This is a genomic window from Sphingopyxis solisilvae, from assembly GCF_015475875.1.
GTDB classification, from domain to species: Bacteria; Pseudomonadota; Alphaproteobacteria; order Sphingomonadales; family Sphingomonadaceae; genus Sphingopyxis; species Sphingopyxis solisilvae.
In genome coordinates this window covers 1-25814 of record NZ_JADKYM010000011.1, presented here as the reverse complement: position 1 = coordinate 25814, position 25814 = coordinate 1, and the positions used below count along the sequence as shown (strand labels likewise).

The following is a 25814-nucleotide window of genomic DNA, read 5'->3' as shown; positions in this document are numbered from 1 at the left end:
GCGACGTCAGCGCCATGGCCCCTCCGTCAGCGCTCCGCGCTGCCACCTCCGCATCGCTGCGCGACAGGGAGGATCATTGTCACCATCCCCAGGCAGCGGGTGGCGGAGCGACCGGCTGGCGGTAGTCGAAGGTCACGCGGAAATCGCGGCCTTCGCGGCTCAGGCCATAGGTGAAGCTGTCCCCGGTCGTTTCGACCGACCAGATGTTGGTGTTCGACACGCTGCGCCCCGTCCGCGTGAACAGCGCGATCGATTCGGCATCGACCGGAAAGGTCTGCCGCGTGGCGGTGCCGCGATCGGCGGTGTCGCCGCCGTACATCGTCAGCTCGTCCTTGCTGCCGTCGGCGTGGCGGTGGTCGTGCTTCAGGCGCAGGCCGGTGGCGGTACGGGTGATGACCCAGGTACGCGAACGGTCCCAGCCGCCATCGGGACCTAGGCCATCGATGTGAAAGGGGATTTCGATGCGGTCGGGGGTGCAGCTGCGGACGTGCATCACCATCGCCTTGCCGCGCATGTCGGCGTCCAGATCCTGATCGCTGGCCAGCTTGCCCGCATAGGCCTTGCCGCAATGCGCGGTCAGCGCGGCGAAGAACGCGTCCTGCGGATCGCTGCTGGCAGCGGTGGTCGCGCAGCCGGTGAGCGCGGTCGCGGCGGCGAGGGTCAGGATCTTTTTCATTTCAGGAGCCCCAGCCGCGGGATTTCGATTTTCGGGCAACGGTCCATGACGACCACCAGCCCCGCGGCGTCGGCCCGCTGTGCCGCCGCGTCGTTGATCACGCCGAGCTGCATCCATACCGCCTTCGCGCCGTGGACGATCGCTTCGTCAACCGCCGCCCCGGCGTCGTCGCTGTTACGAAAGATGTCGACAATCTCGGCGGGCGGTTCCACGTCGGCCAGCGTCGCGACGACCGGCGCGCCATGGATCGTCGTGCCCGCATGACCGGGATTGACCGCGATCACATCATGACCCTGCCCGACCAGAAAGGCGAGGACGCCGTTCGACGCGCGCGCCGGATTGGGCGAGGCGCCGATCACCGCAATGCGGCGTTTCTGGCCCAGCAGTTCGCGGATTTCGCTTTCGTCGTTGATCGCCATCATTTGCCCTTTCGTGCGTCGAGCCATGCCGCGACCTTTGCCGCTATCGCATGAAATGGCTCACCTGCCGGATCGGTTCCGGCGGCGGGGGGTACGCCGCCGTCGCTGGCGAGGCGGATGCCCATCGATAGCGGGATGCGACCGAGGAAGTCGAGGCCCATCGTCGCTGCCGCCGCCTCAGCACCGCCGCTGCCGAACGGATCGCTGACCTCGCCGCAATGCGGGCAGATATAGCCCGCCATATTCTCGACGAGGCCGATGATCGGTACATCGGCCTGTTCGAACAGGCTGATCGCGCGGGTTGCGTCCATCAGCGCCAGATCCTGCGGCGTCGATACGATCACGGCGCCCGCGGGCTTGTGTTTCTGGATCATCGTCAGCTGGACGTCGCCGGTGCCGGGGGGCAGATCGACGACCAGCGTATCGATGTCGCCCCAGCTCGCATCGACGAGCTGTTCGAGCGCGCGTCCGGCCATCGGTCCGCGCCAGGCGATCGCCTGTCCGGGTTCCGCGATCTGGCCGGTCGAGAGCATGGGCACGCCATAGGCGTTGGGGACGGGGGCCAGTTTCGACCCGCGCGCTTCGGGTTTGACGCCTTCGCTGTCCATCAATCTTGGTTGTGAAGGCCCGTAGATGTCGGCGTCGACCAGCCCGACCTTGACGCCGCGGCGCCCGAGTGCAACCGCCAAATTGGCGGCGAGGGTCGATTTGCCGACCCCGCCCTTGCCGCTGCCGACCGCGATGATCGTCATCGATTTCTTTTCGGCAGTCATCGCGATGCGAACCTCGCTGACCCCCGGCTCGGCAAGCAGGCCGGCGCGCAGCTTGTCCTCAAGCGGTTTGCGGTCCTCGACCGCCAGTCCGGACACGTCGAGCACGACCGCCAGCAATCCCTTGTCGTCGAGCAGGCGCAGCCCCGAGGTGCGGCCGTCGCTGAGCGCGGCGGCGGTGTCGGACAGGCGGGCGAGGGCGGCGCTGGGATCGGTCATGTCCGCGGCAGATAGGCATGCGCGGGTCAATTGCCACCCATTTTCGCGCGCACCCCCTGTTAATCGCGCGCGCCGACCCTATAAAAGCCTTATGAACGAGAAAATCGACGGCAATATCGAACGCCGCAGCCCGAGGGGATTGCGGCAATTTTTCGAGGCGATCAGCCTGATGGCGAACAGTCCGTGGGGCAATGGCCCCAAAGGCGGCGGTGATGGGGACGGTTCGGGCGACGGCAAGAAGCCCGGCCCGCGCAACCCGTGGGTGACCCCCGATCCCATCGACATCAACCGTGGCCGCAAACCGCGCGGCCCGTCGGCGCTCGACGAGCTGCTGCGCAAGGGGCGCGGCGGTTTTGGCGGCGGCGGTTCGGGTGGCGGCAGCGGCGGCCAGTTCGACCTGGGCGATTCGGCGAAGTTCTGGAAATGGGCGGTGCTGGGCGTCGCGCTGCTGTGGGTGATCTTTTCCTCCTTCCACATTGTGCCACCCGAAAAGGAAGGCGTGGTGACGCGACTGGGCAGCTATTCCCGCACCGTGGGCCCGGGGGTGAAGCTGACCTGGCCGGCGCCGATCGAACGGATCCGGCTGGAGGACGTGCGGGCGATCCGCACAATGGCGATCGGTTCGCCCAACGCTACCGACGAGAATTTCGTGCTGACGCGCGACCAGAGCATCGTCGACCTCGCCTATGAAGTGCGCTGGTCGGTGCGCGACCCCGAATTTTTCTTTTTCCAGCTTGCCGACCCCGAAGGGACGATCCGCGAAGTGGCCGAGAGCGCGATGCGCGCGACGGTCGCCAATTTCGACCTTGTCCAGGCGATCGGCCCCGGCCGCGTCGAAATCGAGGCGCAGGTCCAGCAACGGATGCAGGAACTGCTCAACCAGTATCGCGCCGGGGTGATGATTCAGGGCATCGCGATCCGCCAGGTCGATCCGCCGAGCCAGGTCGACGAAGCGTTCAAGGAAGTGACCGCGGCGCGGCAGGAACGCGAATCGGCGATCAACCTGGCGCGCGCCTATGAACAGCAGGTGCTGGAACGCGCACGCGGCGACACCGCGGCATTCGACAAAATCTATGAACAATATCGGCTGGCGCCGGGCGTGACCCGCCAGCGGCTTTATTATGAAACGATGGAGAATGTGTTGTCGAACGTCGACAAGACGATCGTCGAGGCGCGCGGGGTAACCCCCTATCTGCCGCTGAACGAGGTGCAGAAGCGCGTATCGGCCACGCCGCCCGCCGCAGCGACGAAGGGAGGCGAATGATGTTTTCTTCGCTCACCCAGAACCCGGTGCGCTTGCTTGTCGGGGTCGTCGCGTTGCTGGTCATCCTGTCACAGTCGCTGGCGATCGTTCCCGAAGACAAGCAGGCCCTGATCCTGCGCTTTGGCGAAATCGAACGTACGGTGAACCGCTACAAGCCGAACGAGCAATATGGTCGTTCGGGCGCCGGACTGGTCCTGCGCGTTCCGTTCACCGACGGCATCCAATATATCGACAAGCGCATACTGGGCATCAACATGGAGCGCCAGCAGGTGCTGTCGACCGACCAGCAGCGGTTGCAGGTCGATGCCTTTGCGCGTTTCCGCATCACCAATCCGGTGCGCATGTACACCGCGATCCGTACCGAGGAACGGCTCCAGACGCAGCTGGCGACGATTCTGGGGTCGTCGCTGCGCAACGAACTGGGGAAGCGGACCTTTGCGACATTGCTGTCGCCCGAACGCGGCGCGGTGATGGACAATATCCAGGTCGCGCTGAACCGCGAGGCGCAGAAATATGGCGCCGAGATCATCGACGTCCGGATCAAGCGCGCCGACCTGCCCGAAGGCGCGACGCTGGAGGCGGCGTACAACCGGATGCGGACGGCGCGGCAACAGGAAGCGATCTCGATCCGCGCCGAAGGGCAGAAGGAAGCGCAGATCATCCGCGGCGGCGCCGACGGCGAAGCGGCGCGCATCTATGCCGCCAGCTTCGGCAAGGACCCCGAATTTTATGATTTCTACCGCGCGATGCAAAGCTATCGACAGACCTTCATGGGCGAAAACAACAATGGCGGAACGTCGATCATCATGTCGCCCGACAATGAATATCTGAAGCGTTTCAGCGGCGGTTGACGGCGGCGGGCGCGCCGGTGAATGGAACCGACAGCGCCCGTTCATGTTCAATCACCGTTCAGCCGCCGCGCCGCACATCGCAGCGGCCGGGGTAAGAGAATTTCGGACGAGAAGAGGAATAACGACCGTGCGTTATGTTTATGGCATCACTTCGGCCCTGCTGGCGGGTGGCACCGCGCTGGCGCTGGTTACCCAATCCCCCGTCGGCGCGCAGGTCGCGCAGAACGAAGGCAGCGAAATGGCGCGGGTCGTCCCGCGGTCGGGCGCGCCCGAAAGCTTTGCCGACCTGGTCGATCAGTTGCAGCCCGCGGTGGTCAATATCTCGACCCGCCAGAATGTGACGCTGGGCGTCCGGCTCAATCCCTTTGCCGGCACCCGCGAGCCGATCACGCAGGAACAGCAGGGCGGCGGATCGGGATTCCTGATTTCCGCCGACGGCTATATCGTCACCAACAACCATGTCGTTTCGGGCGGCCCGCGCGGCGAGGCGGTGAACGAGGTGACGGTCATACTGACCAACCAGCGCGAATATAAGGCGACGATCGTCGGCCGCGACGCGGCGTCGGACCTGGCGCTGCTCAAGATCAACGCCACCGGCCTGCCGTTCGTCAAATTCGCCGACAGCAGCACCGCCCGCGTCGGCGACTGGGTGGTCGCGATCGGCAACCCGCTCGGCCTCGGTTCGACGGTGACCGCGGGGATCATCTCGGCGGTGCAGCGCAGCGTCAACCAGGGCGGCGCCTATGACCGCTATATCCAGACCGACACCGCGATCAACCGCGGCAATTCGGGCGGTCCGCTGTTCGACCTCAAGGGCAATGTCGTCGGCATCAACAACATGCTGATCTCGCCCGTCGGGGCCAATATCGGGGTCAATTTCGCTATCCCCGCCGATGCCGCGATCCCGGTCATCAACGCCTTGCGCGCCGGCGAACGGCCGCAGCGCGGCTATCTGGGGATCGGCATCGCACCGGTCGACGCCGATCTGGCGGCGGCGCTGGGCCTGCCCAAGGATCGCGGCGAGTTCGTGCAGCGCATCGAACCCGGACAGGCGGGCGAAAAGGGCGGACTGCGCCGCGGCGACGTGGTGACGAAGGTCAACGGGCGCGATGTCACGCCGCAGCAGACGCTGTCGTACATCGTGTCGAACACCAAGCCCGGCACGCGGATCCCGCTCGAGATCATCCGCGACGGCAAGCCGATGACGCTGAATGTGGTGGTCGGCACCCGTCCGCCCGAGGAACAGCTGGCCGGCACCAATTTCGACCCCGAGGACGAACAGGCGGTTCCGGAGGAATCGGGCGGTGCCGCCGACAAGGCGATCCAGGAATCGCTGGGCTTGTCGGTGCAGGTGGTGACGCCCGACATCGCGCGTGCGGTGGGGGTCGATGCCGGAACCAAGGGGCTGGTCATCGCCGCCGCGTCGGCGAACAGCGATGCCGGACGCAAGGGGCTGCGCCGCGGCGACGTGATCCTCAGCGCCAACCGGGTGCCGGTGGCGAGCGCCGACGCGCTGGCGAAGGCGGTTGCGGATGCCAAGCGAGCGGGGCGCGACGCGGTGCTGCTGGAAATTCTGCGTCGTGGCCTCCCGTCGCAATTTATCGCGGTGCGCGTGAAGTAAAGCGGGGTATCTGCCGATCAGAACAGGGCGTCGGATCGCGGGTCCGGCGCCCTTTTTTCTTGACAAAAGCGCATAATGTTCCTATTATGTTCTCTTGGCTGCGAATCGGGAGACGGGCATGATCGGTTATGTGACTTTGGGGACCAACGACCTGGCGAAAGCCGCGGTTTTTTATGACGCGATCGCCGCCGAGCTCGAAACGCCGCGGATGATGGAATTCGACACCTTCATCGCGTGGGGCAAGCCCGGCGGCGCTGCGGGCATCGGGCTGACCAAGCCGTTCGATGGCCATGCGGCGAGCGTCGGCAACGGCGTGATGGTGGCGTTGCAGGCGAAGGACAAGGACCAGGTCCAGCGGCTCTACGACATTGCACTGGCGAATGGCGGCAGCTGCGAAGGCCCGCCGGGACCGCGCGGCGAGGGGTTTTACGCGGGCTATTTCCGCGATCCGGACGGGAACAAGCTGAACGCGTTCATCATGGGGTGATGGGCGACTGGTTTGGGGTGGGGAGCTGCCATAAGATCCTCCCCATCGACTTGCGATGGGGAGGTGGCAGCCCGCAGGGCTGACGGAGGGGTCGAGCGCGTAGCGCTCGCTCACGCTCGCGGCCCCTCCACCACCGCTTCGCGGCGGTCCCCCTCCCCATCGCAAGTCGATGGGGAGGATAGGCTATGTCTACTTCCGGTCGTTAGCGGACAGGGCGCGCCTCACCGGCACCCGTTTGCCGATTGCCTGACTTGCCCTGCCCCTCTAGACCTTTGGCCGGATCAAATGTGGAGGACAGCGGGTGAGCGACGGCGGCATGGCGAGCGAAATCTATATCGGGCTGGGCGGCGGCGGCGCGCCTGACGGGCCGCGCCAGTCGCTGGTGCTGAAGCGCGCGAACCGGCACGGGTTGATCGCCGGGGCGACGGGGACGGGGAAGACGGTGACCTTGCAGGGGCTGGCCGAGGGGTTTTCGGCGGTCGGCGTGCCGGTGTTCGTTGCCGACGTGAAGGGCGACCTCGCCGGCATGGCGATGGCGGGCAGTCCGACGTCGAAACTGCACGAGATTTTCGGCGCTCGTGCCGCCGAGATTGGCGACACCGAATGGGCCTATCGCGACAATCCGGTGATGTTCTGGGATTTGTTCGGCGAACAGGGTCACCCCGTCCGCACGACGATCTCGGAGATGGGGCCGCTGCTGCTGGCGCGGCTGATGGGGCTGAACGAGGTGCAGGAGGGGGTGCTGGCGATCGCGTTCAGGGTCGCCGACGAACAGAATCTGCTCCTCCTCGACATGGGCGATTTGCAGGCGATGCTGACCTGGTGCGCGGAAAATGCCGCCGAACTGACAACCAAATACGGCAATGTGACCAAAGCGACGGTCGGCACGATCCAGCGCCAGCTGTTGACGCTCGAAAGCCAGGGCGGGCGCAACTTCTTTGGCGAACCCGCGCTCGATATCATGGACATGATCCGCTGCGACGACCAAGGGCGCGGTTACATCAACATTCTGGCCGCCGACAAATTGATGGCGAGCCCCAAGCTTTACGCGACCTTTCTGCTGTGGCTGCTGTCCGAAATGTTCGAGACGCTTCCCGAGATCGGCGACCCCGACAAGCCGAAGCTGGTGTTCTTTTTCGACGAGGCGCATCTGTTGTTCGATGACGCGCCGCCCGCGCTGACCGACAAGATCGAACAGGTCGTCCGCCTGATCCGGTCGAAGGGGATCGGCGTCTATTTTGTGACCCAGAACCCGATCGATGTTCCCGACAAGGTCGCGGGACAGCTGGGCAACCGCGTCCAGCACGCGCTGCGCGCCTTTACCCCGCGCGACCAGCGGGCGGTCAAGGCGGCCGCCGAAACCTTTCGCCCCAACCCCAAGGTCGATGTCGCGCGCGAGATTACCGAACTGAAGGTCGGCGAGGCGCTGGTGTCGTTGTTGATGCCCGACGGCGCGCCGTCGCCGGTCGAACGCACGTTGATCAAACCGCCCTATTCGCGCGCCGGGCCGCTCGACGCCAAGGAGCGCGCGATCATCCGTTCGATCTCGCCGGTCGACGACAAATATGACACGCCGGTCAATCGCGAGAGTGCCGAGGAACTGCTCGCCGCCAAGGCCGAACAGGCGCAGGCCGCGGCGATCGAGGCCAAGGCGCAGGCCGAAGCCGACAAGCAGGCGGCGATCGCGGCCAAGGAAGAAGCCAAGCGCAAGGCCGCCGAAGAACGCGAGCGGGTGCGGCTGGACAAGGCCGCGGCGCGCGAGGCGGCGCGGCCGAGCTTTGCCGAGCAGATGGCGCAATCGGCGGCGCGTTCGGCGGCGACCAGCCTGGGTCGTCAGGTGGCGGGCAAGTTCGGCGGACAGCTGATGCGCGGCATATTGGGCGGCCTGTTCAAGTGAAGCGTGACTCTCTCCCTTTCGCCGGGGTTACGAAGAGAAAGCTATGAGGAGTGCGCGCGACGCCGAGTTGATGGAGGCGAGGCTGATCGCCGTCGCCGATGCGGGTATCGATATTCGCCATAAATTGTTCGAGCGCTTTTTCGCCGCCTATCCCGAGCGCCGCGCCAGCTTCATTTCGGTCGATGCCGCTTCGCGGCGGATGACCGACGAAACGCTTCAGATGATGTTCGGGCTGGCCAAGGGCGAGGACTGGGTGTGGCCGCTGGTTGCCGAACTGGTGTTCACCCACCGCAGCTATGGCGCGCTGCCGATCGCCGAATATGATGCGTTTATCGATATGACGGTCGAGGAGCTGGGGCGCGCGGCGGGGGCGGTGTGGAGCGATGAGACCGCCGCCGCATGGCAGCGCCATGCCGAGGCGCTGAAGGCGATGATCCGCAAGGCGCGCGCCGAATGGGCCAGCGCGATGCCCGCGGGCGCGCCGCAAGTCGCATAGCGATTGGCCGACGTCTAAACCCTCGACTCCCACCGAGAATCGCGGCAGCATCGGCCCACATGACAAAACCGATATTGCCTGGAGAGGTAGCCGCCGCCGTCGTCGACCCCGTCGCATACGGCCAATGGGACAAGCTGCACGAACAGCTGGCGTGGGCGCGCGCCAATGCGCCGCTGGCGGTCGCCGAGAACCGCGATCACGATCCCTTCTGGCTGGTCACCCGCCACGCCGACATCATGGCGATCAGCCGCGATCCGCAGCGTTTCGCCAACGGCATCCGTCCGACGGTGCTGACCAATCGCGACGGCGAGGCGCTGGCGCGCGCCGCGACGCCGGGAGGCGACGGCCATCTGATCCGCTCGCTGGTCCAGATGGATGCGCCCGACCATATGAAATACCGGCTGCTGACCCAAAGCTGGTTCATGCCGAAGAACCTCAAGATCGTCGAAGAGCGCATCCGCATTCTGGCGCGCGAAACGGTCGACGCGATGCTCGCCGCCGGACCCGAATGCGATTTTGCCCGCGATGTCGCGGCGCATTATCCGCTGCGCGTGATCATGGACATTTTGGGGGTGCCGCCCGAAGACGAGCCGCGGATGCTGATGCTGACGCAGCAATTGTTCGGATCGACCGACCCCGAGCTCAACCGCAACAAAGTGGAAATCACCAGCGCCGAGCAGGCGATCGCGATGCTGAATTATGTCATCGCCGATTTCGAACATTATTTCCGCGAACTGACCGCCGACCGCCGCGCCAACCCGCGCGAGGATATTGCGACGGTGATCGCGAATGCCATGGTCGGCGGCGAGCAGATTCCCGACCGCGAACTCGCCGGTTACTATATGATCATCGCCACCGCCGGGCACGACACGACCAGCGCGTCGACCGCGGGCGCGATCATGGAACTGGCGAGGAATCCGGCGCTGTTCCAACGGTTTCGCGCCGCCGAGACCGACAAGGCGGGGTTGATCGAGGAAGCGATCCGCTGGACCACCCCGGTCCAGCATTTCATGCGCAGCGCCAAGGAAGATGTCGAGATCGGCGGGCAGACGATCCACGCGGGCGACTGGTTGATGCTGAACTATGTATCGGCGAACCGCGACGAGCATGTGTTCGCCGATCCCGCAACCTTTGACCCCGACCGCGCGAAGAACCCGCAGATCGCCTTTGGGTTCGGCGCGCATGTGTGCCTGGGCCAGCATCTGGCGCGGATGGAGATGCGGATTTTGATGGAAGAATTGCTGCCGCGGATCAGGACGCTTGAGCTGGCGGGCGAACCGGCGCGGGTCGAGTCGGTGTTTGTCGGGGGGTTGAAGCGGCTGCCGATCCGGTTTGCGGCGGTTTAGGGGTCGGGTTGATGGGTTGTGGACAATGCCGCTCTCTCCCCTTGAGGGAGAGATACGAAGGCTTGGCAGCTTGCTGCCTAGCCGCAGTTGTGAGGGGTTTTTTGCTCCCGCTGGCGTCCCACCCCCTCACCAAGCTTCGCTAGCTCCTGACGGAGCAAGCTGCGCTATCCTCTCCCTCAAGGGGAGAGGATTGGGCGTCCGCTCACACGCAAAAGCGGAAATGCAAGGTCGGACCTAAACCTTCTCGCCCGGGAAAAAGCGCGCGATCACGTCGCTGGCCAGCCGCGCCGGACGGAGCGTTTCGGCGTCGATGCAGCACCAGCTCGATTTGACTTCGGCCAGCACATCCTCGCCGCGCTTGATGATCGTTTCGTAGAAAGCGCGCGCGCCCTGGACCTTTTCGAGGATGACCGTGGCGATAACCTGATCGTCGAGGAAGGCGGGGCGGCGATAGGTGATCTCGTGCTTCAGGGCGACCCACAGATGCTGCGCGACGGCTTCGGGCGGCGCGATGTGGCGCCAGTGCGACAGCACCGCGTCCTGCACCCAGCTGAGATAATGGGCGTTGTTGACGTGGCCCATGAAATCGATGGCGTCGGCGCCGACGGCGATGGGGTGGTCGTGCGGGAGCGATGCTGCGGTCATATCATTTACACTAGTGTCAACAAAATGTGACGGAAAGATGAAATATCATCCCCGCCCGCGATAGGGGCCGACGCCCTGGTCGGGCAGCCACAATCCCTCGGGCGGCGGTCCCGATTGCCAGAAGACGTCGATCGGGATGCCGCCGCGCGGGTACCAGTAACCGCCGATGCGCAGCCATCGGGGCTGCATCTCGTCGAACAGGCGGCGGCCGATGCCGACGGTGCAATCCTCGTGAAACCCGGCATGGTTGCGGAAACTGGCCAGGAACAGCTTGAGGCTTTTCGATTCGACGATCGTGTCACCGGGGGCATAGTCGATGACCAGATGGGCGAAATCGGGCTGGCCGGTGACCGGGCAGAGCGAGGTGAACTCGGGCGCCGCGAATCGGACCAGATAAAGCTCGCCCGCGCGCGGGTTCGGCACATAGTCGAGGATCGCGGCTTCGGGCGCGGCAGGCAGTTCGCTCGACTGGCCGAGATGTTTGGGCGCGAGCGGCGGATGGCTGGAATCACTCATGGAAACCGTCTAGGGCGCAGCGCTGCCTTTGTCACCGATCTGATGGGAAAGGCGCCGGGTTCAGCGCCAATTCAGCGGCGCCGACCGAAGTTGAACAATTCGGGATCGCAGAATCGTAATGACGGACAGGAATTTGGGGCAAGGCAGCAGCGCGGCGCGATCGCCGCTGGTTGCGCTGGTGCTTGCACTGACCAGCGTTGCGCCTGCCCGTGCGCAGGATGCCGAAACACCGACGCCGGCGCCCTCGTCGATTTTTCGCCTGCCGCCCGCCGGCGACGGCCGGACCCCCGGCGTCCAGGGGCCGTCGGACAACGGCCTGCCGCCGGTCGCGCCCGGAGAACGGAGCGGACCTGCCCCGACACCGACACCGACACCCACCCCCGCGCCAGCCCAGGCTGCACCGGCGACTCCGCCGCGCGTGACGCCGACCCAGCCGACGACCACCACCACCACGCCGTCGCCCGCACCGACCCCGGCCCGCCGCGACGCGGCGCCCGCCGGGGCATCGCAGGCGACGTCCGCTACGCCGGATGCGGCGCCCGATTCGCCTGCACAGGGCAGCGGCGATCTGCCGCCGATGCAAACGACAGCGCCCGAGGTCGCGGCGCCGCCGGTCACGGTCGCTCCCGATGCGGACGATACGCCGGTCGCGGCGACGCCCGGTGCGGGGGCTGCGGGCCCGCCGCTTTGGGCGTGGGGGCTCGCGCTGCTTGCCGCGCTGGGTGCCGGGCTATGGTATTGGCGGCGCCGTCCGGCGCTGGCGGGCCGCGTCGACGATACGGTGCTCGACGCGCCGCGCGCCGCCGCGCCGCCACCGTCCCCTCGCGCCGACACGCCACCCGCGCCGCGTCCCTCGCCCGTTCCCCCGACGCCACGCGCCGCATCGCCGCTGGTCAACCGCGCCGCGGGCGAGCGCCGGGCGGTGGTCGGCATGGCGCTCGACATCGCCTATATCCGCTTTGTACCCGACCATATTGTCGTCGGCTTTTCGCTCCACCTGATCAACCAGGGCATCATGCCCGCGACCGGCCTGATGGTCCGCATCGCGCTCAACCAGGGATCGGCGATGCCCGAGGCGGTGCTGGGCCGTTTCTTTGACGGGGCGGGCGGCAGCGTGCTGCGCGACGACATGACACTCGACGCCGGGGCGGGCGAGACGGTATCGACCGAGGTCATGCTGCCGCGCGCCGCGATCGAGCCGTTGATGATCGGCGGCAAGCCGATGCTGGTCCCCGTCATCGCGTTCGACGTGACCTATCACTGGGACGGCGAGGGCGATGCGTTCGGCCAGAATGCGGGCAGCTTCGTGCTCGGCCGCGAACAGGGTAGCAGCGGCAGCGACAAGCTGGCGCCGTTGCCGCTCGACCGGGCGAACCATCAGGTCGACCGTCCGGGCGCGCGTGCCACCGCGATCAAGCGCTCGCAATAGCCGTCTTCGCGGCGATCGGGCGCGATGTTTTTGTTGCAGCGCAGCATCGGCTGAGGCAGAGCGCCACCATGCTTGAAAAAGCATGGCGCGGGGCATAGGCTTGCCTTCCCCGGAAAGCAGAGCAGGATCGCCGGTAACGGGACAGTGCAAAGTCCCGGCCGGTCGCAACAGGAGCATGACATGGACGCCTTGGTCTCTACCGACTGGCTGGAACGCGAACTGGGGGCGTCGGACCTGCGGGTCGTCGATGCGACGAAATTCATGGGCGATTCGGGTCGCGACGCGCGTGCCGAATATGAAGCGGGCCACATCCCGGGTGCGGTGTTCATGGACCTGGCCGAACTGACCGATCCGTCGAGCGCCATCGACAATATGGCGCCGCAGGCGGAAAAATTCGCCAGCCGCATGCAGTCGCTGGGCCTCGGCGACGGCAGCCGCATCGTGCTGTACGACGACAGCCCGCTGAAAAGCGCGGCGCGCGCCTGGTGGCTGCTCAAATTGTTCGGCGCGCACGACGTGGCGCTGCTCGACGGCGGGCTGGCGAAGTGGAAGGCCGAGGGCCGCGCGCTCGAAATGGGCAAGCAGACGCTGCGCCACCGTCACTTCACCGTGTGGCGCGACGCGAAGGCGGTGCGGACCAAGGACCAGATGCTGGCCAATGTCGACAGCGGCGCCGAACAGGTCGTCGATGCGCGCCCCGCGGCGCGCTTCACCGGCGAGGACCGCGACCCGCGCCCGGGCCTGGCGCCGGGCCATATTCCCGGCTCGCGCAGCCTGCCGCATTCGACGCTGTTCAATGCCGACGGCACCTGGAAGCAGGGCGACGAGCTGAAGGCCGCGTTCGACGCCGCCGGGGTCGACCTCGACAAGCCGCTGGTCACGACGTGCGGCAGCGGCATGACCGCGACCGTCGTGGCGTTCGGCGCGCATCTGCTCGGCAAGGACGATGTCGCGGTGTACGACGGCAGCTGGACCGAATGGGGCGCTGACCCGGCAACCCCGAAGGCGACCGGCGCGGCTTGAACCGATGGCGTGACGCGCGGGGCGGCTGAGTTCCCCGCGCGTAGCGCTATTTTGACTCACACAAAGACACAAAGAGGGCAGTTCTTGCGCATACCGTGCGCGCGTGAACTGCCCTCTTTGTGTCTTTGTGTGAGATAATGAAGGGCTCGCTGCGCGGGCGGGACTGAGCCCACCTCTGGATTTTGCTCTGCGTGTCGCTAACAAGGCTCGATGAGTAAAAGCGACGATGACAGCTTCCGCGCGGCGACCAAGCTGGTGCAGGGCGGGCGGCGGCCCGAGTGGACGGGCGATCCGCGGCTGGGCGGCGGGGTCGTCAATCCGCCGGTATGGCGCGCCTCGACGATCCTGTATGACAATGTCGCCGACCTCGACGCGCGCGGGCACGCGACGCACGACAAGCTTTATTACGGCCGCCGCGGCACGCCGACCGTGTGGGCGCTCGCCGACGCGCTGACCGATATGGAGCCGGGGGCGGCGGGGACGTTGCTGTTCCCGTCGGGGGTTGCGGCCAATTCGGCGGGGCTGCTCGCGCTGCTCGCGCCCGGCGACCATCTGCTGATGGTCGACAGCGTGTACGAACCGACGCGCGCCTTTTGCGACGGGCTGCTCGCGCGCTATGGCGTGACCACCACCTATTATGACCCGCTGGTCGGCGCCGCGATCGCCGATCTGATCCGGCCGGACACGCGGCTGATCTTCCTCGAATCGCCCGGCAGCCTGACCTTCGAGGTGCAGGACATTCCTGCGATCACCGCGGTCGCGCGCCAGCGCGGGGTGCTGACGATGCTCGACAACACCTGGGCGACACCGCTGCTGTTCCCCGCGCTCGCGCACGGCGTCGATGTGACGATGATGAGCCTGACCAAATATGTCGGCGGCCACAGCGACGCGATGATGGGATCGCTGACCGCGACCAAGGCGGCGTGGCCGCGGCTGCGCAGCGCGGCGTATCAGCTGGGACAGGCGGTATCGCCCGACGACTGCGCGCTGATACTGCGCGGCCTGCGCACGCTCGACGTCCGGATGGCGCGGCACGGCGAGAACGGGCTGGCAGTGGCGAACTGGCTCGCGGCGCGGCCCGAGGTGGGCCGTGTGCTGCACCCAGCGCTCCCCGGCGATCCCGGCCATGCAATCTGGTCGCGCGATTTTGGCGGCACCAGCGGGCTGTTCGGCTTCACCCTGAAAGGGGCGGATATCGCCGCGCGCACCCGCTTCATCGACGCGCTGTCGCTGTTCGGCATCGGGTTCAGCTGGGGCGGATATGAAAGTCTGGTCGTGCCGGGCAACCCGATTCGCACCGCCACCGAAAGGGCCGACCCCGACCCGCTGATCCGGCTGTCGATCGGGCTGGAGGATCCCGCCGACCTGATCGCCGACCTCGAGCGCGGGTTCGCGGCGTTATGAGCCTGCGCGCCAGCCTCGACGAAGCCGTGGCGTGGATGAAGGCGATCGGGCTCGACGTCGGCGACTATCGCCTGTCGCTTTACGGGCTGTTTTCGGCGATTCTGGTCGCGTTGATCCTTTATGTGGCAGTCAAGCTGTCGCTGCGCTCGATCAAATGGCTGCTGCGCCGCAACCGCCAGATCGACGATGCGCAGCGGCTGCTGACCGAAAAACTGCTCGCGATCGCGCTGTTTTCCTTTGCCTTGCTGCTCGGCATCGACCTGCTGGGTATTGATCTCACGACACTGGCGGTTTTTTCCGGCGCGGCGGGCCTCGCCATCGGGTTCGGGCTGCAAAAGACGGTCGGCAACCTGATCGCGGGGATCATCCTGTTGATGGACCGGTCGATCAAGCCCGGCGACGTGATCGTCGTCGGCGACAGTTTCGGCTGGGTGAACAAGATCGGCGTGCGCGCGGTGTCGGTGATCACCCGCGAGGGCAAGGAACATCTGATCCCCAACGAAATCCTGATGACGCAGGAGGTCGAGAACTGGAGCTATTCGAGCCGTACGGTGCGGGTGAAGATTGCGGTCGGCGTCGCCTATGACACCGACCTGCGGCTGGCGCACAAGCTGATGATCGAAGCGGCGAAGGAATCGAAGCGCGTGCTGGCGGAACCCGCGCCGGTATGCTGGATCACCGGTTTCGGCGACAGCAGCGTCGACCATGAGGTGCGTTTCTGGATCACCGACCCCGAAGGCGGGATCGGCAACATCAAGGGCGACGTGTTCCTGCGGATATGGGACAAGTTTCACGCGGCGGGGATCGAGATCCCCTATCCGCAGCGCGACCTGCGTGTTCGCGACTGGCCGGAGGAGGCAGCCAAGCCCGTCAAGCCCAAGGGCTGAACCGCCGCCCTGCCGATGCAGGAGCGGCGATCGACGTCAGAACCCCACCTTCTTCGCGCGCTCGACCGCCTCGACGATGATACGCTTGGCTTCGTCGACGTCGCCCCAGCCGTTGAGCTTGGCCCATTTGCCGGGCTCGAGGTCTTTGTAATGGGTGAAGAAATGCTCGATCTGTTGCAGCACGATCGGCGGCATATCCTTGTAGCTCGCGACGTCCGAATAATAGGGGAAGGTCTTGTTGACCGGGACGCACAGCAATTTTTCGTCACCGCCGGCGTCGTCTTCCATCAGCAGCACGCCGATCGGACGGCATTTGACGACCGCGCCCGCGACGATCGGCGAGCGCGCGACGACGAGGGCGTCCAATGGATCGCCATCGTCGCCCAGCGTGTGCGGAATAAAGCCGTAATTGGCGGGGTAGCGCATCGGGGTGTGCAGGAAACGGTCGACGAACAGCGCGCCCGACGCCTTGTCGAATTCATATTTCACCGGCTCGCCGCCGATCGGCACTTCGATCAGGACGTTGAGGCTGTCGGGCGGATTGTCGCCGGCGGGGATCAGGTCGATGCGCATGGGAGAGTGGAGTCCTTTTGGCTTTTTTGAATCGCGGGCGCCTTTAGCGCCGGGTGGCGGGGAAAGTCGAGGCTTTAAGCCCTTCCCGTTCAAGGGAGGGCGCTAGAGATTGATGACTTTGGGTTAATCCAACGCGTCATTGCGAGCGAAGCGAAGCAATCCAGGGCGGTTTACGCACACTCTGGATTGCCGCGTCGCTTCGCTCCTCGCAATGACGACCCTGGTTGACGTCGCCCTGCTCTAAAGTTGCCGTTTCGGCGCCAGCAGCCGGTCGAACCAGTCGGGGCCGGTCCGGACCTTCTCCAGATGCGGCCAGCGCAGCCCGCCGTGATAGGCGATGTCGACGTTGCGATAGCGCCCGCCGCGTTCGACGAGCAGGCGGACCGGCGTCTTGCCGTCGGTTGCGGCGCGGATCGCGGCCTCCAGCCGTTCGCGGCTGTAGCTGGTACCGTCGACCGCGACGATCTTGCTGCCGTTCACAATGTCGGCCCTGAACGCCGGACCATTCCACAGGATGGTGCTGGCGATGCCATCCTTGTCGATCGTCATCCCCAGCGAATGGGTGAGGTCGAGATTGCGTGCCTGCGCCATGCGGTCGCGGTCGAATATATTGGGCGCGTCGCGCCACACCAGCCGGTATCCCGCACCTTCGATGCCGCCAAGCGGGGCGGGGCGTTCCGGCTTCTGGAACCGGTCGCGCAAGAACCCCGCCCAGTCATAGGGATGCACCGCGTTCAGGGCGGCGACGACATCGTCGAAATTATAGCTGTTCTGCCCCCAGTCGCCGTCGCGCCCGCCGAAAAAGGCGCGGGCGAAATCGTCGAGGCTGCGCGTGTGATTGGTTGCGGCGCGGATCAGCATGTCGGCCTCCAGCCAGACCAGCGATCCTTCGTTGTAATAATCCTCGCCGCGCGACCAGCTGGCAAAGGGTTTGGGCTTGCGCGCCGCGATGACGGGGTCGAGCGTCGTATCCTCGACCGCGCGCCATTCGCGGGCGGGCTGGACGCTGTAGAAACCCGCGTGCGTCGCCCATTCGCCCAGGATCATCTCTTTCGACTGCATCCCCGACCGGCCGGCGAGGACCAGGTCCCAATAGCTGGTCTGTCCTTCGTAAACCCACAGCAGATTGCCCTGCATCGGGGTGCGGAAATCGGGGGTCCATAATTTGTCGGGGCGGCGATATTTGCCGTTCCAGCTGTGGACCAGCTCGTGCGGCAGCAGCCCGCGGATGCTGTCATTATCGTCCCATTTGGTGAAATAATCGGGCTTGCGACTGTTTTCGCTGCTGCGATGATGTTCCAGCCCGATGCCGCCCAGCTCGTCGGTCAGCGCGAGGAGGAATTCGTACCGGTCGAAGGGGCGCGACCCGAACAGCGCGACGGTTTCGGACACCAGCGCCGCGTGGCGCGCGATATGATCGGGACGCGCGTCGAGATATTGCGCCTCGTCGGCGACGACGTTCAGCGTGACATTGTGCCCCAGATCCCATTTGCGGAAATGGCGTCCGGCGAACATCGGGCTGTCGACCAGCACTTCATAATTGGTCGGCGCATAGCTGTAGCGGTTGCCCGACATTTTCAGCCCGTCGAGCGCGGCGACGCCGGTCCATCCGTCGGGCAGCGTGACCTCCAGCTGCACCGGGATCTGCCGCGTGAAATAGCCCGCGGGGTACAGGCTGACCTGTTCCCATTGCAGGTTCATCATCGCCGGGGTGACGACGACGCGGCCCTCGCTGCTGCGCGTCGGCGAGAGGAATTCGAAGGTCACGTCGATGCTTTTGACGCCGGCGGGGACATCGACGTCGAAGGCATAGACATCGGTCGGTTGCCGCGTCCAGCTCAGCGGCTTGCCACCCGCGGTTGGTTTGAGCCCCGCCATTTCGGCAATCGCGCCGCGCGGGGCGTGCTTGCCGGGCAGCCATTCGGGATAGAGCAGGGTCAGCTTGCCGGCTTTGGCGACCGGGATTGTCTGGCGGACGCGGAAAATGCCGCGTGCGACGTCGGTGGCGTCGACCTTGAGCTGCATCGTGCCCGGATAGGGCTTGTCGGCGGGCAACGGGATGGTGAGCGGCTGGACCACCGGCTGCGGACGGCTGTTGCCGGTCTGGGCTAAGGCGGCGGGGGTGAGGGCGGCGAGGGCGATTGCGACGAGCAGTTGTTTTTTCATGGACGGATTGTGGCGTGAAATGGCGGCAATCACAACTCCTTCTCCCCTTGCGGGAGAAGGATATGAAGCCTTGTCGCGAAGCGACGAGGCGTAGTGGGATGAGGGGTTGCGCTCGCCAAGCGAGCGCGCGAGCCATTGGCTCGCGACCCCTCACCCAGCTTCGACTAGGCGGCAAGCTGCCAAGTCTGCGCATCCCTCTCCCACAAGGGGAGAGGGGACTTTGCGCTCTTCTGAAAATCGACTAGACGCCGCGCCCATGAGCAAGGACAAATCCGCCAAAATCCCGACCCCGCAGGCCGTGCGTGGCACCCAGGACATGCTGGGCGATTTCGCCGACCGTTTTGCGCATGTCGTCGAGACGTTCGAGCACGTTCGTCGCCTCTATGGCTACAAGCGGATCGAGGTACCGGTGATCGAGCCGACCGCAGTGTTCGCGCGCTCGCTGGGCGAGACGACCGACGTGGTATCAAAGGAAATGTATTCGTTCGAGGATCGCGGCGGCGAATCGATCACCTTGCGCCCCGAATTTACCGCGGGGATCGCGCGGGCGTATATCACCAACGGCTGGCAGCAGTATGCGCCGCTGAAGGTCGCGACGCATGGGCCTTTGTTCCGCTACGAACGCCCGCAAAAGGGGCGCTATCGCCAGTTCCACCAATTGGACGCCGAAGTGCTGGGCAGCGAAAGCCCGCTCGCCGACGCCGAACTGCTGGTGTTTGCCGACCAGTTGCTCAAGGAATTGGGGATCGGCGATGGCGTGACTTTGACCCTCAACACGCTCGGCGATGCGGCGAGCCGTGATGCGTGGCGCACGGCGCTGGTCGAGCATTTCGAGGCGCACCGCGGCGACCTGTCCGAGGACAGCTTGGCGCGGCTCGACAAGAATCCGCTGCGGATTCTGGACAGCAAGGATCCCAAAGACCGCCCGATCGCTGACAGCGCGCCCGACATCGATGCGTTTCTGACCAGCGAGGCGCAGGACTTCTTCGGCGCGGTGACGGCGGGTTTGGACGCGGCGGGCGTGGCGTGGGAACGCAATGCGCGACTGGTGCGCGGGCTCGACTATTATCGGCATACTGCATTCGAGTTCGTCACCGACCGGCTGGGGGCGCAGGGCACCGTGCTCGGCGGTGGTCGTTATGACGGACTGATCGAAGCGCTCGGCGGGCCACCGACCGCGGCGGTCGGCTGGGCGGCGGGGATCGAGCGGTTGGCGATGTTGGTTGCGGACGATGTGATCGACACGAGGCTTGATGCAGTGATTGCGGTCGAGGACGATGGCCTGCTCGCATACGCCATGAAAACGCTCGCCGCGATGCGTAGCGAAGGGCTGGCAACTGAGATCGTTGCTACTGGGTCGCCGCGAAAGCGCTTCGACAAGGCGGGGAAGATTCCAGCGCGCGCTTTGGTTGCGATCGGAACGCGTGATGGCCAATCGTACACAAATATCCGTGGCGACGAGGGCCTTACATTGGCGATCAACAAGATCATCCGCACGCTCTGATGACGTCCGTTTCCGCCAATCAGACAACGATCCTCCCCGCTTGCGGGGAGGTGGCAGCGCGTGGCGCTGACGGAGGGGGCTTTCGGTCTCTGATGTCGCGTGAGGCCGCGCACCCCCTCCACCACCGCTTCGCGGCGGTCCCCCTCCCCGTTCCGGGGAGGATTTGAATGACCTCCGTATCCGAACGCCAGATCGACGCCATCATCGAACGCCATGCCGCGCTGCAAGCGCGCATGGCGACTGGCGATATGGCGCCTGCCGATTTTGTTGCAGCGTCGAAGGAGTTTGCCGAGCTCGAACCCGTCGCGACCGCGGCGCGCGAAGTGGTGCGATTGCGCGGCGAACTCACCTCGCTCACCGAAATGCTCGCCGATCCCGAGATGAAGGCGATGGCGGCCGAGGAAATCGCGGCGGTCGAGGCGGCGCTGCCCGCCGCCGAACATGACCTCGCGATCAAGCTCTTGCCCAAGGACGTTGCCGACGCGCGCGCGGCGATGCTCGAAATCCGCGCCGGCACCGGCGGCGACGAGGCGGCGCTGTTCGCGGGCGACCTGTTGCGCATGTACAGCCGCTATGCCGACGGGCAGGGGTGGAAGGTCGAGATTATCTCGGCGAACGAGGCCGAGGTCGGCGGCTACAAGGAAGTCGTCGCGTCGGTGAGCGGGCAGGGCGTGTTCGCCAAGCTGAAGTTCGAAAGCGGCGTCCACCGCGTCCAGCGCGTTCCCGCGACCGAAAGCCAGGGACGCATCCATACCAGCGCCGCGACCGTCGCGGTGCTGCCCGAGGCCGAGGAGGTCGACGTCGCGATCAACGACAGCGACCTGAAGATCGACATCTATCGCGCATCGGGGGCCGGAGGGCAGCACGTCAACACCACCGACAGCGCAATCCGCATCACCCATATCCCTAGCGGCCTTGTCGTGATCCAGCAGGACCAGCGTAGCCAGCACAAGAACCGCGCGAAGGCGATGCAGGTGCTGCGCGCGCGGCTCTATGATCTGGAGCGCGCCAAGATCCACGATGCCGAGGCGTCGGCGCGCAAGTCGATGGTCGGGTCGGGCGACCGTTCCGAACGCATCCGCACCTATAATTTCCCGCAAGGCCGCGTGACCGACCACCGCATCAACCTGACCCTCCACCGGCTGCCCGAAATCATCGAGGGGGCGATGGACGAGCTGATCGACGCGCTGATCGCCGAAGATCAGGCGCAGCGGCTGGCGGGGCTGGGTGACTGAACGGCCGACTTATGCGGGGGTGGCCGAATCGCTGCGCACCGCCACCAACCTGCTCACCGCGATCAGCGACACCCCGCGGCTCGATGCCGAACTGTTGATGGCGCACGCGCTGGGGGTCGCGCGGCAGGATGTGCTGCTCGATCCGGCGCGGTTCGTTGTTCCCGAACATTACACGCATCTGATCGCGCGGCGAATGGCGCATGAGCCAATGGCCTATATCCTCGGCTATCGCGATTTCTGGACGCTGCGGATCGAAGTGGGGCCGGGGGTGCTCATCCCGCGCCCCGACAGCGAAACCCTGGTCGAGGCGTGTCTCGAACGCGCGCGCGAACGCGGGGCGGGGTGGCCGTCGCGGGTGCTCGATCTCGGGACGGGGCCGGGGACTTTGTTGCTCGCGGTGCTGAGCGAATTTCCTGCCGCAACCGGGCTCGGGATCGATGCGTCCGAATTTGCGCTGGCCTATGCGCGCGACAATGCCGCGGCGTCGGGGATGGCGGAGCGCGCGACCTTTCGATCGGGCGACTGGGGCAACGGGGTCGACGGCCCGTTCGACCTGATCCTGTGCAACCCGCCCTATATCGCCGATGCCGAACCGTTGATGCCCGACGTGGCCGATCACGAGCCGCGCGAGGCGCTGTTCGCAGGCGCTGACGGGCTGGACGATTACCGGCGGATTATCCCCGACCTGCCGCGGTTGCTGGCGCCGGGCGGTGCCGCGGTGCTGGAAATCGGCGCCCGCCAGCGGGCGGCGGTCACGGCGCTGGCCGAAGCAGCCGGATTTGCCGTGGCCTGCCGCCGCGACCTGGGCGGGCGCGACCGCGCGCTGATCCTGACGCGGAAGTGAGCGCGGCAAAATTCGCTTGGTTTTCGCCGCAAAGCACGGTAGGGGCCGGTTACAGACCCGGCTGGGACACCTTTGGCGATGCACGGCATCGATACTGGTCCGGCGGATCTGCTTCCCACTTACGATGTTCGTACCGGACCCCGGTCCAGGCGAGCGGTAAAGGGCAAGAACCGCGCACGGCGCGCGGGCACGGCGCGCAAACCGCGCGGTCGGCCAAAAGGGGTTGGCATAGCTTATCAGCTTTTCGACAGGATGTTTCAGTTTGAACATGAACAACCGGCAAAGCGGTCGCCGTCGCGGCCGCAACAATAACAGCAACAACAACCGGCCCCAATCGGGCGGCCGTGGCGGGGTTGACCAGGCGAACCGTATCGACAGCCGCGCCCGCGGCAACGGCGCCCAGATGATCGAAAAATACCGCAATCTGGCGCGCGATGCGCAGCTGGCGGGTGATCGTGTCCAGACCGAATATTATTTGCAGTTCGCCGACCATTATTTCCGGGTCGTCAGCGATTTCCGCACCCGCCAGGAAGAAAAGGCGGCGGCAAACGGCCAGGATCGCGGCCAGGACCGCGGCCGCGAAATCCGCGGCGTCGAGGATTTCGACGGCCATGACGACAGCGGTTTTGAATCCGAAGCCGATCGCGGCGATGGTGAGGGCGAGGGCGACGAACGCCGCGGCGACGGCGAAGCGCGCGGCACTCGCGACCGCCGCGACGACGATAATCGCGGCAACCGCCAGCAGCAGGGCCGCGGCGACCGCAACGAACGCAATCGCGACCGGCCGCGCCGCGAAGCCGAACCCGATGACGATGGTGACAATGAGGGCGACACCGCCGAGGACGCCGCGCCCGCCCCGCGCGCCAGCCGCCGCGGCCCGCGCCGGCCGCGCGCCGCCGAATCGGGCGACGACGGCAGCACTGGCATCGACACCGCGGCGCTGCCGCCGGCGATCGGCCGTCCCGACCGCAACGCCGATGCCGACAGCGAAAACGGTGACGAAGCGCCCGCGGCCAAGCCGCGCCGCACCCGCCGCACGCTGGCGGCCCGCAGCGCGACCGACGTCGAAGCCGCCGAATAACGGTACATCTTCCCGCTGGTCATTGACCGGCACATCGCTTAGCCTCCCTGCACGATCATCGGCGGGGAGGCTTTTTTATGCGCGCTTTGGCAAAGACTTGCGGGGCGATTGCCGTGGCCGGCATCGCGGCATGCGCCGCCGCCGCGCAGGATGGCGCGCCGGGCAGCGCCCAGGGCGACGTCGCGGTCACCATCTATAATAACGGCCAGTCGCTGGTGCAGGACGAGCGCCGCCTCAGCGTTGCCGCCGGACGCAGCCGGATCGAGTTTGCCGACGTGTCGGCGCGCATCCGTCCTGAAACGGTGACGCTGTCGGGGCCCGGCATCGCGATCGTCGAGCAGAATTTCGATTTCGACCTGCTGACCCCCGACAAGCTGATGGACAAGGCCGTCGGCCAGTCGATCACGCTGGTGCGGACCAACCCCGCGACCGGCGCGGAGCGCAGCGAGCGTGCCAAGGTGTTGGCAGCGAACGGCGGCATCGTGCTGCAGATCGGCGAACGGATCGAGGTGCTGCGCGACGACGGCCTGCCGGTGCGCGCGGTGTTCGACCGCCTGCCCCCCAATTTGCGCGCCCGGCCCACCCTGTCGGTCACCGTCGACGCCGCAAATGCCGGGACCGTTCCCGCGCGGTTGTCGTACCTGACCCCGAACCTTGGCTGGACCGCCGACTATGTGGCGCTGTTCGATGCAGCAAAGGGGGCGATGGATATTCAGGGCTGGGTAACGCTGACCAACAGCACCGGGACGACCTTCACCAATGCGCGGACGCTGCTCGTGGCCGGCAATCCTGCGGGCGGCGGCGGGCTGCGCCGGATGACGGGTTCGCTCGACAGCGCCGGGACCGAAAGCAACGACCGCGAGCGCCTCGGCGATTATTATCTCTATCCGCTGGCCGAGCGCACGACGATCGCCAATGCCCAGCAGAAACAGGTGAGCTTTCTTGACATCAAGGGTGCGCCCGCCCAGTCGACCTATGAATATGTCAATCGCTGGCTGGGGGCGACAAACGATCCGGTCAGCACGTCGAGCGTGCTGCGCTTTTCGACCTCGCGTCAGGGCGGGCTGGGCGACCAGCTGCCGGCGGGGACCATCCGCGTTTACATGCGCGATGCGCGCGGCGACCCCCAGTTCATCGGCGAAAACCGGATCGACCATACGCCGATGGGGTCGGCGATGTCGCTGCGCACCGGCGATGCCTTTGACGTGAAGGTGCAGCCGACCGTCGTGTCGCGGACGCGCAAGGGCGATTCGCGCTGGGTGACCAAGATGAAATATACGGTGAGCAACGCGCGACCGTCGCCGGTCACGGTGCTGCTGGCGCAGGACGGTCTCTATGGCGACGTGCGGATCAGCGACGAAAGCCTGAAGGGCGAAAGACAATCGGCCGACCGCGTCGAATGGCGGGTGCCGGTTCCCGCCAATGGCAAGGTCGATCTGACCGTTACGTTCGACACCCGCTATTGAGTCGCGGCGGGTGCGGGCACGTCCCCTGATCGCGGTTCTGGCGGCGATAGGCGCGCTGGTATCCGGCACGGCGCCGGCGCAGCCGCCGACACCGGTGGTGGTGTCGACGAAAATCGACGATGCCGCGGTCACCGTCTATCGCGCACCGAATCGCGGTGGCGGGGCGATCAACCCGAACTGGCCGCAAGGCTTTGCCTTCATCACCGAGACGCGCACCGTCACGCTGCCCGCCGGGACGAGCGTGCTGCGGCTCGAAGGCGTGGCCGAGGGGCTGTTGCCTGAAACCGCAGTGGTCAGCGGACTGCCCGACGGGGTGGCCGAAAAGAATCGCGACGCCCGGTTGCTGTCCCCCGCCGGCCTGGTCGATGCGTTTTTGAAACGCAGCGTCACGCTGCGCCGGACCAACCTGCGGACGGGGCAGGTCGTCGAACAGCAGGCGGTCATTCAGGCGGGGCCCAATGGCGGGGTCGTGTTGCAGAACGCGGCAGGCGGCTTCGAGGCGCTCGGCTGTTCGGGGCTTCCCGAACGGATGCTGTACCCCAGGGTGCCGAAAGATCTGTCGGCCAGGCCCACGCTGTCGCTGCTGGTCGAAAGCCGTACGGCGCGCGCCGTCAAGATCCAGTTGCTCTATCTGGCCGAGGGTTTCGACTGGGCGGCGAACTATGTCGCCGACCGTGGCAGCGACGGCAAGACGCTGGCGCTGACCGGCTGGATCACCGTGGCCAATGGCGGCGTGACCAGCTTTCCCGGCGCGCAGCTCAACGTCATCGCGGGCCGGTTGAACAAGGTTTACAGTCCGCCGCTGCCGCGCAGCGCGCCGGGCGCGTTGGTACTCAAATGCTGGCCAATGGACATCACCAGCACCCATCCGCTTTGGGAACTGCCGCCGGTCATCGCGTCCGACGAGATGGACCGATATGCGGCTGAGGAGATTGCCGTCACCGCAAGCCGACTGGATCGCCGCGCGATGGCGCCCCCCCCGCCGCCACCCCCCC

At 66.1% G+C, this 25814-nt stretch carries 24 protein-coding genes; 17 read left to right on the top strand and 7 right to left on the bottom strand.

Annotated features, from left to right (window positions below; translation table 11 throughout):
- Positions 1-79: 79 nt before the first annotated feature.
- Genes IR187_RS09580 through IR187_RS09570 form a run of 3 tightly spaced genes read right to left on the bottom strand, consistent with a single transcriptional unit; the run spans position 80 to position 2084 of the window.
- The gene (locus tag IR187_RS09580) at positions 80-676 is read right to left on the bottom strand and encodes a hypothetical protein (RefSeq protein WP_194954384.1); all 597 of its coding nucleotides are present in this window, start codon (positions 674-676) and stop codon (positions 80-82) included.
- Positions 673-1095: a CoA-binding protein gene (locus IR187_RS09575; protein ID WP_194954383.1), complete on the bottom strand. Its 423-nt coding sequence runs from the start codon at positions 1093-1095 to the stop codon at positions 673-675. Before IR187_RS09575 ends, IR187_RS09580 begins: the two co-directional genes overlap by 4 nt.
- Entirely contained in the window at positions 1095-2084 is a 990-nt protein-coding gene (locus IR187_RS09570; RefSeq protein WP_194954382.1) for an Mrp/NBP35 family ATP-binding protein, read from the bottom strand. Before IR187_RS09570 ends, IR187_RS09575 begins: the two co-directional genes overlap by 1 nt.
- 91 nt (positions 2085-2175) lie before the next feature.
- On the opposite strand from IR187_RS09570, the gene hflK reads away from it, so the two are divergent.
- From hflK to IR187_RS09535, 7 genes are all read left to right on the top strand, one after another.
- On the top strand, positions 2176-3348 hold the full coding sequence (gene hflK, locus IR187_RS09565) for a protease modulator HflK (protein WP_194954381.1): 1173 nt from the start codon (positions 2176-2178) through the stop codon (positions 3346-3348).
- Positions 3348-4199 carry a protease modulator HflC gene (gene hflC, locus IR187_RS09560; RefSeq protein ID WP_194954480.1) on the top strand — a complete coding sequence of 284 codons (852 nt, stop codon included), beginning with the start codon at positions 3348-3350 and terminating at the stop codon, positions 4197-4199. Before hflK ends, hflC begins: the two co-directional genes overlap by 1 nt.
- A gap of 127 nt (positions 4200-4326) precedes the next feature.
- Positions 4327-5820 carry a trypsin-like peptidase domain-containing protein gene (locus tag IR187_RS09555; RefSeq protein WP_194954380.1) on the top strand — a complete coding sequence of 498 codons (1494 nt, stop codon included), beginning with the start codon at positions 4327-4329 and terminating at the stop codon, positions 5818-5820.
- Between the two features lie 118 nt (positions 5821-5938).
- On the top strand, positions 5939-6307 hold the full coding sequence (locus tag IR187_RS09550) for a VOC family protein (protein ID WP_194954479.1): 369 nt from the start codon (positions 5939-5941) through the stop codon (positions 6305-6307).
- A gap of 316 nt (positions 6308-6623) precedes the next feature.
- A complete protein-coding gene (locus tag IR187_RS09545) occupies positions 6624-8204 on the top strand; it encodes a helicase HerA-like domain-containing protein (RefSeq protein WP_194954478.1) in 1581 nt (526 codons plus the stop codon).
- A gap of 43 nt (positions 8205-8247) precedes the next feature.
- Positions 8248-8700 (top strand): globin family protein, encoded by a 453-nt coding sequence (locus IR187_RS09540; protein WP_194954379.1) that lies wholly within the window; start codon positions 8248-8250, stop codon positions 8698-8700.
- 59 nt (positions 8701-8759) lie between these two features.
- Entirely contained in the window at positions 8760-10046 is a 1287-nt protein-coding gene (locus tag IR187_RS09535) for a cytochrome P450 (protein WP_194954378.1), read from the top strand.
- 234 nt (positions 10047-10280) lie between these two features.
- Here the strand turns inward: IR187_RS09535 and IR187_RS09530 are convergent, their stop codons facing one another.
- Positions 10281-10691, bottom strand: a complete 411-nt coding sequence (locus tag IR187_RS09530; RefSeq protein ID WP_194954377.1) for an acyl-CoA thioesterase — start codon at positions 10689-10691, stop codon at positions 10281-10283.
- Positions 10692-10736: 45 nt separating this feature from the next.
- Positions 10737-11207 carry a preQ(1) synthase gene (gene queF / locus IR187_RS09525; RefSeq protein WP_194954376.1) on the bottom strand — a complete coding sequence of 157 codons (471 nt, stop codon included), beginning with the start codon at positions 11205-11207 and terminating at the stop codon, positions 10737-10739.
- Between the two features lie 118 nt (positions 11208-11325).
- Here queF and IR187_RS09520 point away from each other — a divergent pair, with 118 nt between their 5' ends.
- The 4 genes from IR187_RS09520 (at position 11326) to IR187_RS09505 (ending at position 15950) form a co-directional block, all read left to right on the top strand.
- A complete protein-coding gene (locus IR187_RS09520; RefSeq protein WP_194954375.1) occupies positions 11326-12636 on the top strand; it encodes a hypothetical protein in 1311 nt (436 codons plus the stop codon).
- 180 nt (positions 12637-12816) lie between these two features.
- Entirely contained in the window at positions 12817-13659 is an 843-nt protein-coding gene (gene sseA / locus IR187_RS09515; protein WP_194954374.1) for a 3-mercaptopyruvate sulfurtransferase, read from the top strand.
- A 210-nt stretch (positions 13660-13869) separates the two neighbouring features.
- Entirely contained in the window at positions 13870-15063 is a 1194-nt protein-coding gene (gene metC, locus IR187_RS09510) for a cystathionine beta-lyase (protein ID WP_194954373.1), read from the top strand.
- Positions 15060-15950, top strand: a complete 891-nt coding sequence (locus IR187_RS09505) for a mechanosensitive ion channel family protein (protein WP_194954372.1) — start codon at positions 15060-15062, stop codon at positions 15948-15950. Before metC ends, IR187_RS09505 begins: the two co-directional genes overlap by 4 nt.
- Positions 15951-15986: 36 nt before the next feature.
- On the opposite strand, the gene ppa is transcribed toward IR187_RS09505, so the two are convergent.
- Both ppa and IR187_RS09495 read right to left on the bottom strand, forming a co-directional pair.
- Positions 15987-16523, bottom strand: a complete 537-nt coding sequence (gene ppa, locus IR187_RS09500; protein ID WP_194954371.1) for an inorganic diphosphatase — start codon at positions 16521-16523, stop codon at positions 15987-15989.
- A 240-nt stretch (positions 16524-16763) separates the two neighbouring features.
- Complete coding sequence (locus IR187_RS09495) at positions 16764-18689, bottom strand: M61 family metallopeptidase (protein WP_194954370.1); 1926 nt, start codon at positions 18687-18689, stop codon at positions 16764-16766.
- Between the two features lie 256 nt (positions 18690-18945).
- Between IR187_RS09495 and hisS the strand changes: the two genes are divergently transcribed.
- From hisS to IR187_RS09465, 6 genes are all read left to right on the top strand, one after another.
- A complete protein-coding gene (gene hisS / locus IR187_RS09490) occupies positions 18946-20193 on the top strand; it encodes a histidine--tRNA ligase (RefSeq protein WP_194954369.1) in 1248 nt (415 codons plus the stop codon).
- Between the two features lie 167 nt (positions 20194-20360).
- Positions 20361-21428 carry a peptide chain release factor 1 gene (prfA, locus tag IR187_RS09485; RefSeq protein ID WP_194954368.1) on the top strand — a complete coding sequence of 356 codons (1068 nt, stop codon included), beginning with the start codon at positions 20361-20363 and terminating at the stop codon, positions 21426-21428.
- Entirely contained in the window at positions 21421-22272 is an 852-nt protein-coding gene (gene prmC / locus IR187_RS09480; RefSeq protein ID WP_324187677.1) for a peptide chain release factor N(5)-glutamine methyltransferase, read from the top strand. Before prfA ends, prmC begins: the two co-directional genes overlap by 8 nt.
- A gap of 268 nt (positions 22273-22540) precedes the next feature.
- A complete protein-coding gene (locus IR187_RS09475) occupies positions 22541-23353 on the top strand; it encodes a DUF4167 domain-containing protein (RefSeq protein WP_194954476.1) in 813 nt (270 codons plus the stop codon).
- A 77-nt stretch (positions 23354-23430) separates the two neighbouring features.
- A complete protein-coding gene (locus tag IR187_RS09470) occupies positions 23431-24819 on the top strand; it encodes a DUF4139 domain-containing protein (protein WP_194954367.1) in 1389 nt (462 codons plus the stop codon).
- A 10-nt stretch (positions 24820-24829) separates the two neighbouring features.
- Positions 24830-25814: DUF4139 domain-containing protein (locus IR187_RS09465; RefSeq protein WP_407699078.1), on the top strand; the 985-nt coding region annotated here is incomplete at its 3' end.

Excerpts from the sequence above, each read along its gene's own strand:
- IR187_RS09580 (WP_194954384.1), bottom strand. The coding sequence starts at position 676 with ATGAAAAAGATCCTGACCCTCGCCGCCGCGACCGCGCTCACCGGCTGC.
- IR187_RS09575 (WP_194954383.1), bottom strand. The coding sequence starts at position 1,095 with ATGGCGATCAACGACGAAAGCGAAATCCGCGAACTGCTGGGCCAGAAA.
- IR187_RS09570 (WP_194954382.1), bottom strand. The coding sequence starts at position 2,084 with ATGACCGATCCCAGCGCCGCCCTCGCCCGCCTGTCCGACACCGCCGCC.
- hflK (WP_194954381.1), top strand. The coding sequence starts at position 2,176 with ATGAACGAGAAAATCGACGGCAATATCGAACGCCGCAGCCCGAGGGGA.
- hflC (WP_194954480.1), top strand. The coding sequence starts at position 3,348 with ATGTTTTCTTCGCTCACCCAGAACCCGGTGCGCTTGCTTGTCGGGGTC.
- IR187_RS09550 (WP_194954479.1), top strand. The coding sequence starts at position 5,939 with ATGATCGGTTATGTGACTTTGGGGACCAACGACCTGGCGAAAGCCGCG.
- IR187_RS09545 (WP_194954478.1), top strand. The coding sequence starts at position 6,624 with ATGGCGAGCGAAATCTATATCGGGCTGGGCGGCGGCGGCGCGCCTGAC.
- IR187_RS09540 (WP_194954379.1), top strand. The coding sequence starts at position 8,248 with ATGAGGAGTGCGCGCGACGCCGAGTTGATGGAGGCGAGGCTGATCGCC.
- IR187_RS09535 (WP_194954378.1), top strand. The coding sequence starts at position 8,760 with ATGACAAAACCGATATTGCCTGGAGAGGTAGCCGCCGCCGTCGTCGAC.
- IR187_RS09530 (WP_194954377.1), bottom strand. The coding sequence starts at position 10,691 with ATGACCGCAGCATCGCTCCCGCACGACCACCCCATCGCCGTCGGCGCC.
- queF (WP_194954376.1), bottom strand. The coding sequence starts at position 11,207 with ATGAGTGATTCCAGCCATCCGCCGCTCGCGCCCAAACATCTCGGCCAG.
- IR187_RS09520 (WP_194954375.1), top strand. The coding sequence starts at position 11,326 with ATGACGGACAGGAATTTGGGGCAAGGCAGCAGCGCGGCGCGATCGCCG.
- sseA (WP_194954374.1), top strand. The coding sequence starts at position 12,817 with ATGGACGCCTTGGTCTCTACCGACTGGCTGGAACGCGAACTGGGGGCG.
- metC (WP_194954373.1), top strand. The coding sequence starts at position 13,870 with ATGAGTAAAAGCGACGATGACAGCTTCCGCGCGGCGACCAAGCTGGTG.
- IR187_RS09505 (WP_194954372.1), top strand. The coding sequence starts at position 15,060 with ATGAGCCTGCGCGCCAGCCTCGACGAAGCCGTGGCGTGGATGAAGGCG.
- ppa (WP_194954371.1), bottom strand. The coding sequence starts at position 16,523 with ATGCGCATCGACCTGATCCCCGCCGGCGACAATCCGCCCGACAGCCTC.
- IR187_RS09495 (WP_194954370.1), bottom strand. The coding sequence starts at position 18,689 with ATGAAAAAACAACTGCTCGTCGCAATCGCCCTCGCCGCCCTCACCCCC.
- hisS (WP_194954369.1), top strand. The coding sequence starts at position 18,946 with ATGAGCAAGGACAAATCCGCCAAAATCCCGACCCCGCAGGCCGTGCGT.
- prfA (WP_194954368.1), top strand. The coding sequence starts at position 20,361 with ATGACCTCCGTATCCGAACGCCAGATCGACGCCATCATCGAACGCCAT.
- IR187_RS09475 (WP_194954476.1), top strand. The coding sequence starts at position 22,541 with ATGAACAACCGGCAAAGCGGTCGCCGTCGCGGCCGCAACAATAACAGC.
- IR187_RS09470 (WP_194954367.1), top strand. The coding sequence starts at position 23,431 with ATGCGCGCTTTGGCAAAGACTTGCGGGGCGATTGCCGTGGCCGGCATC.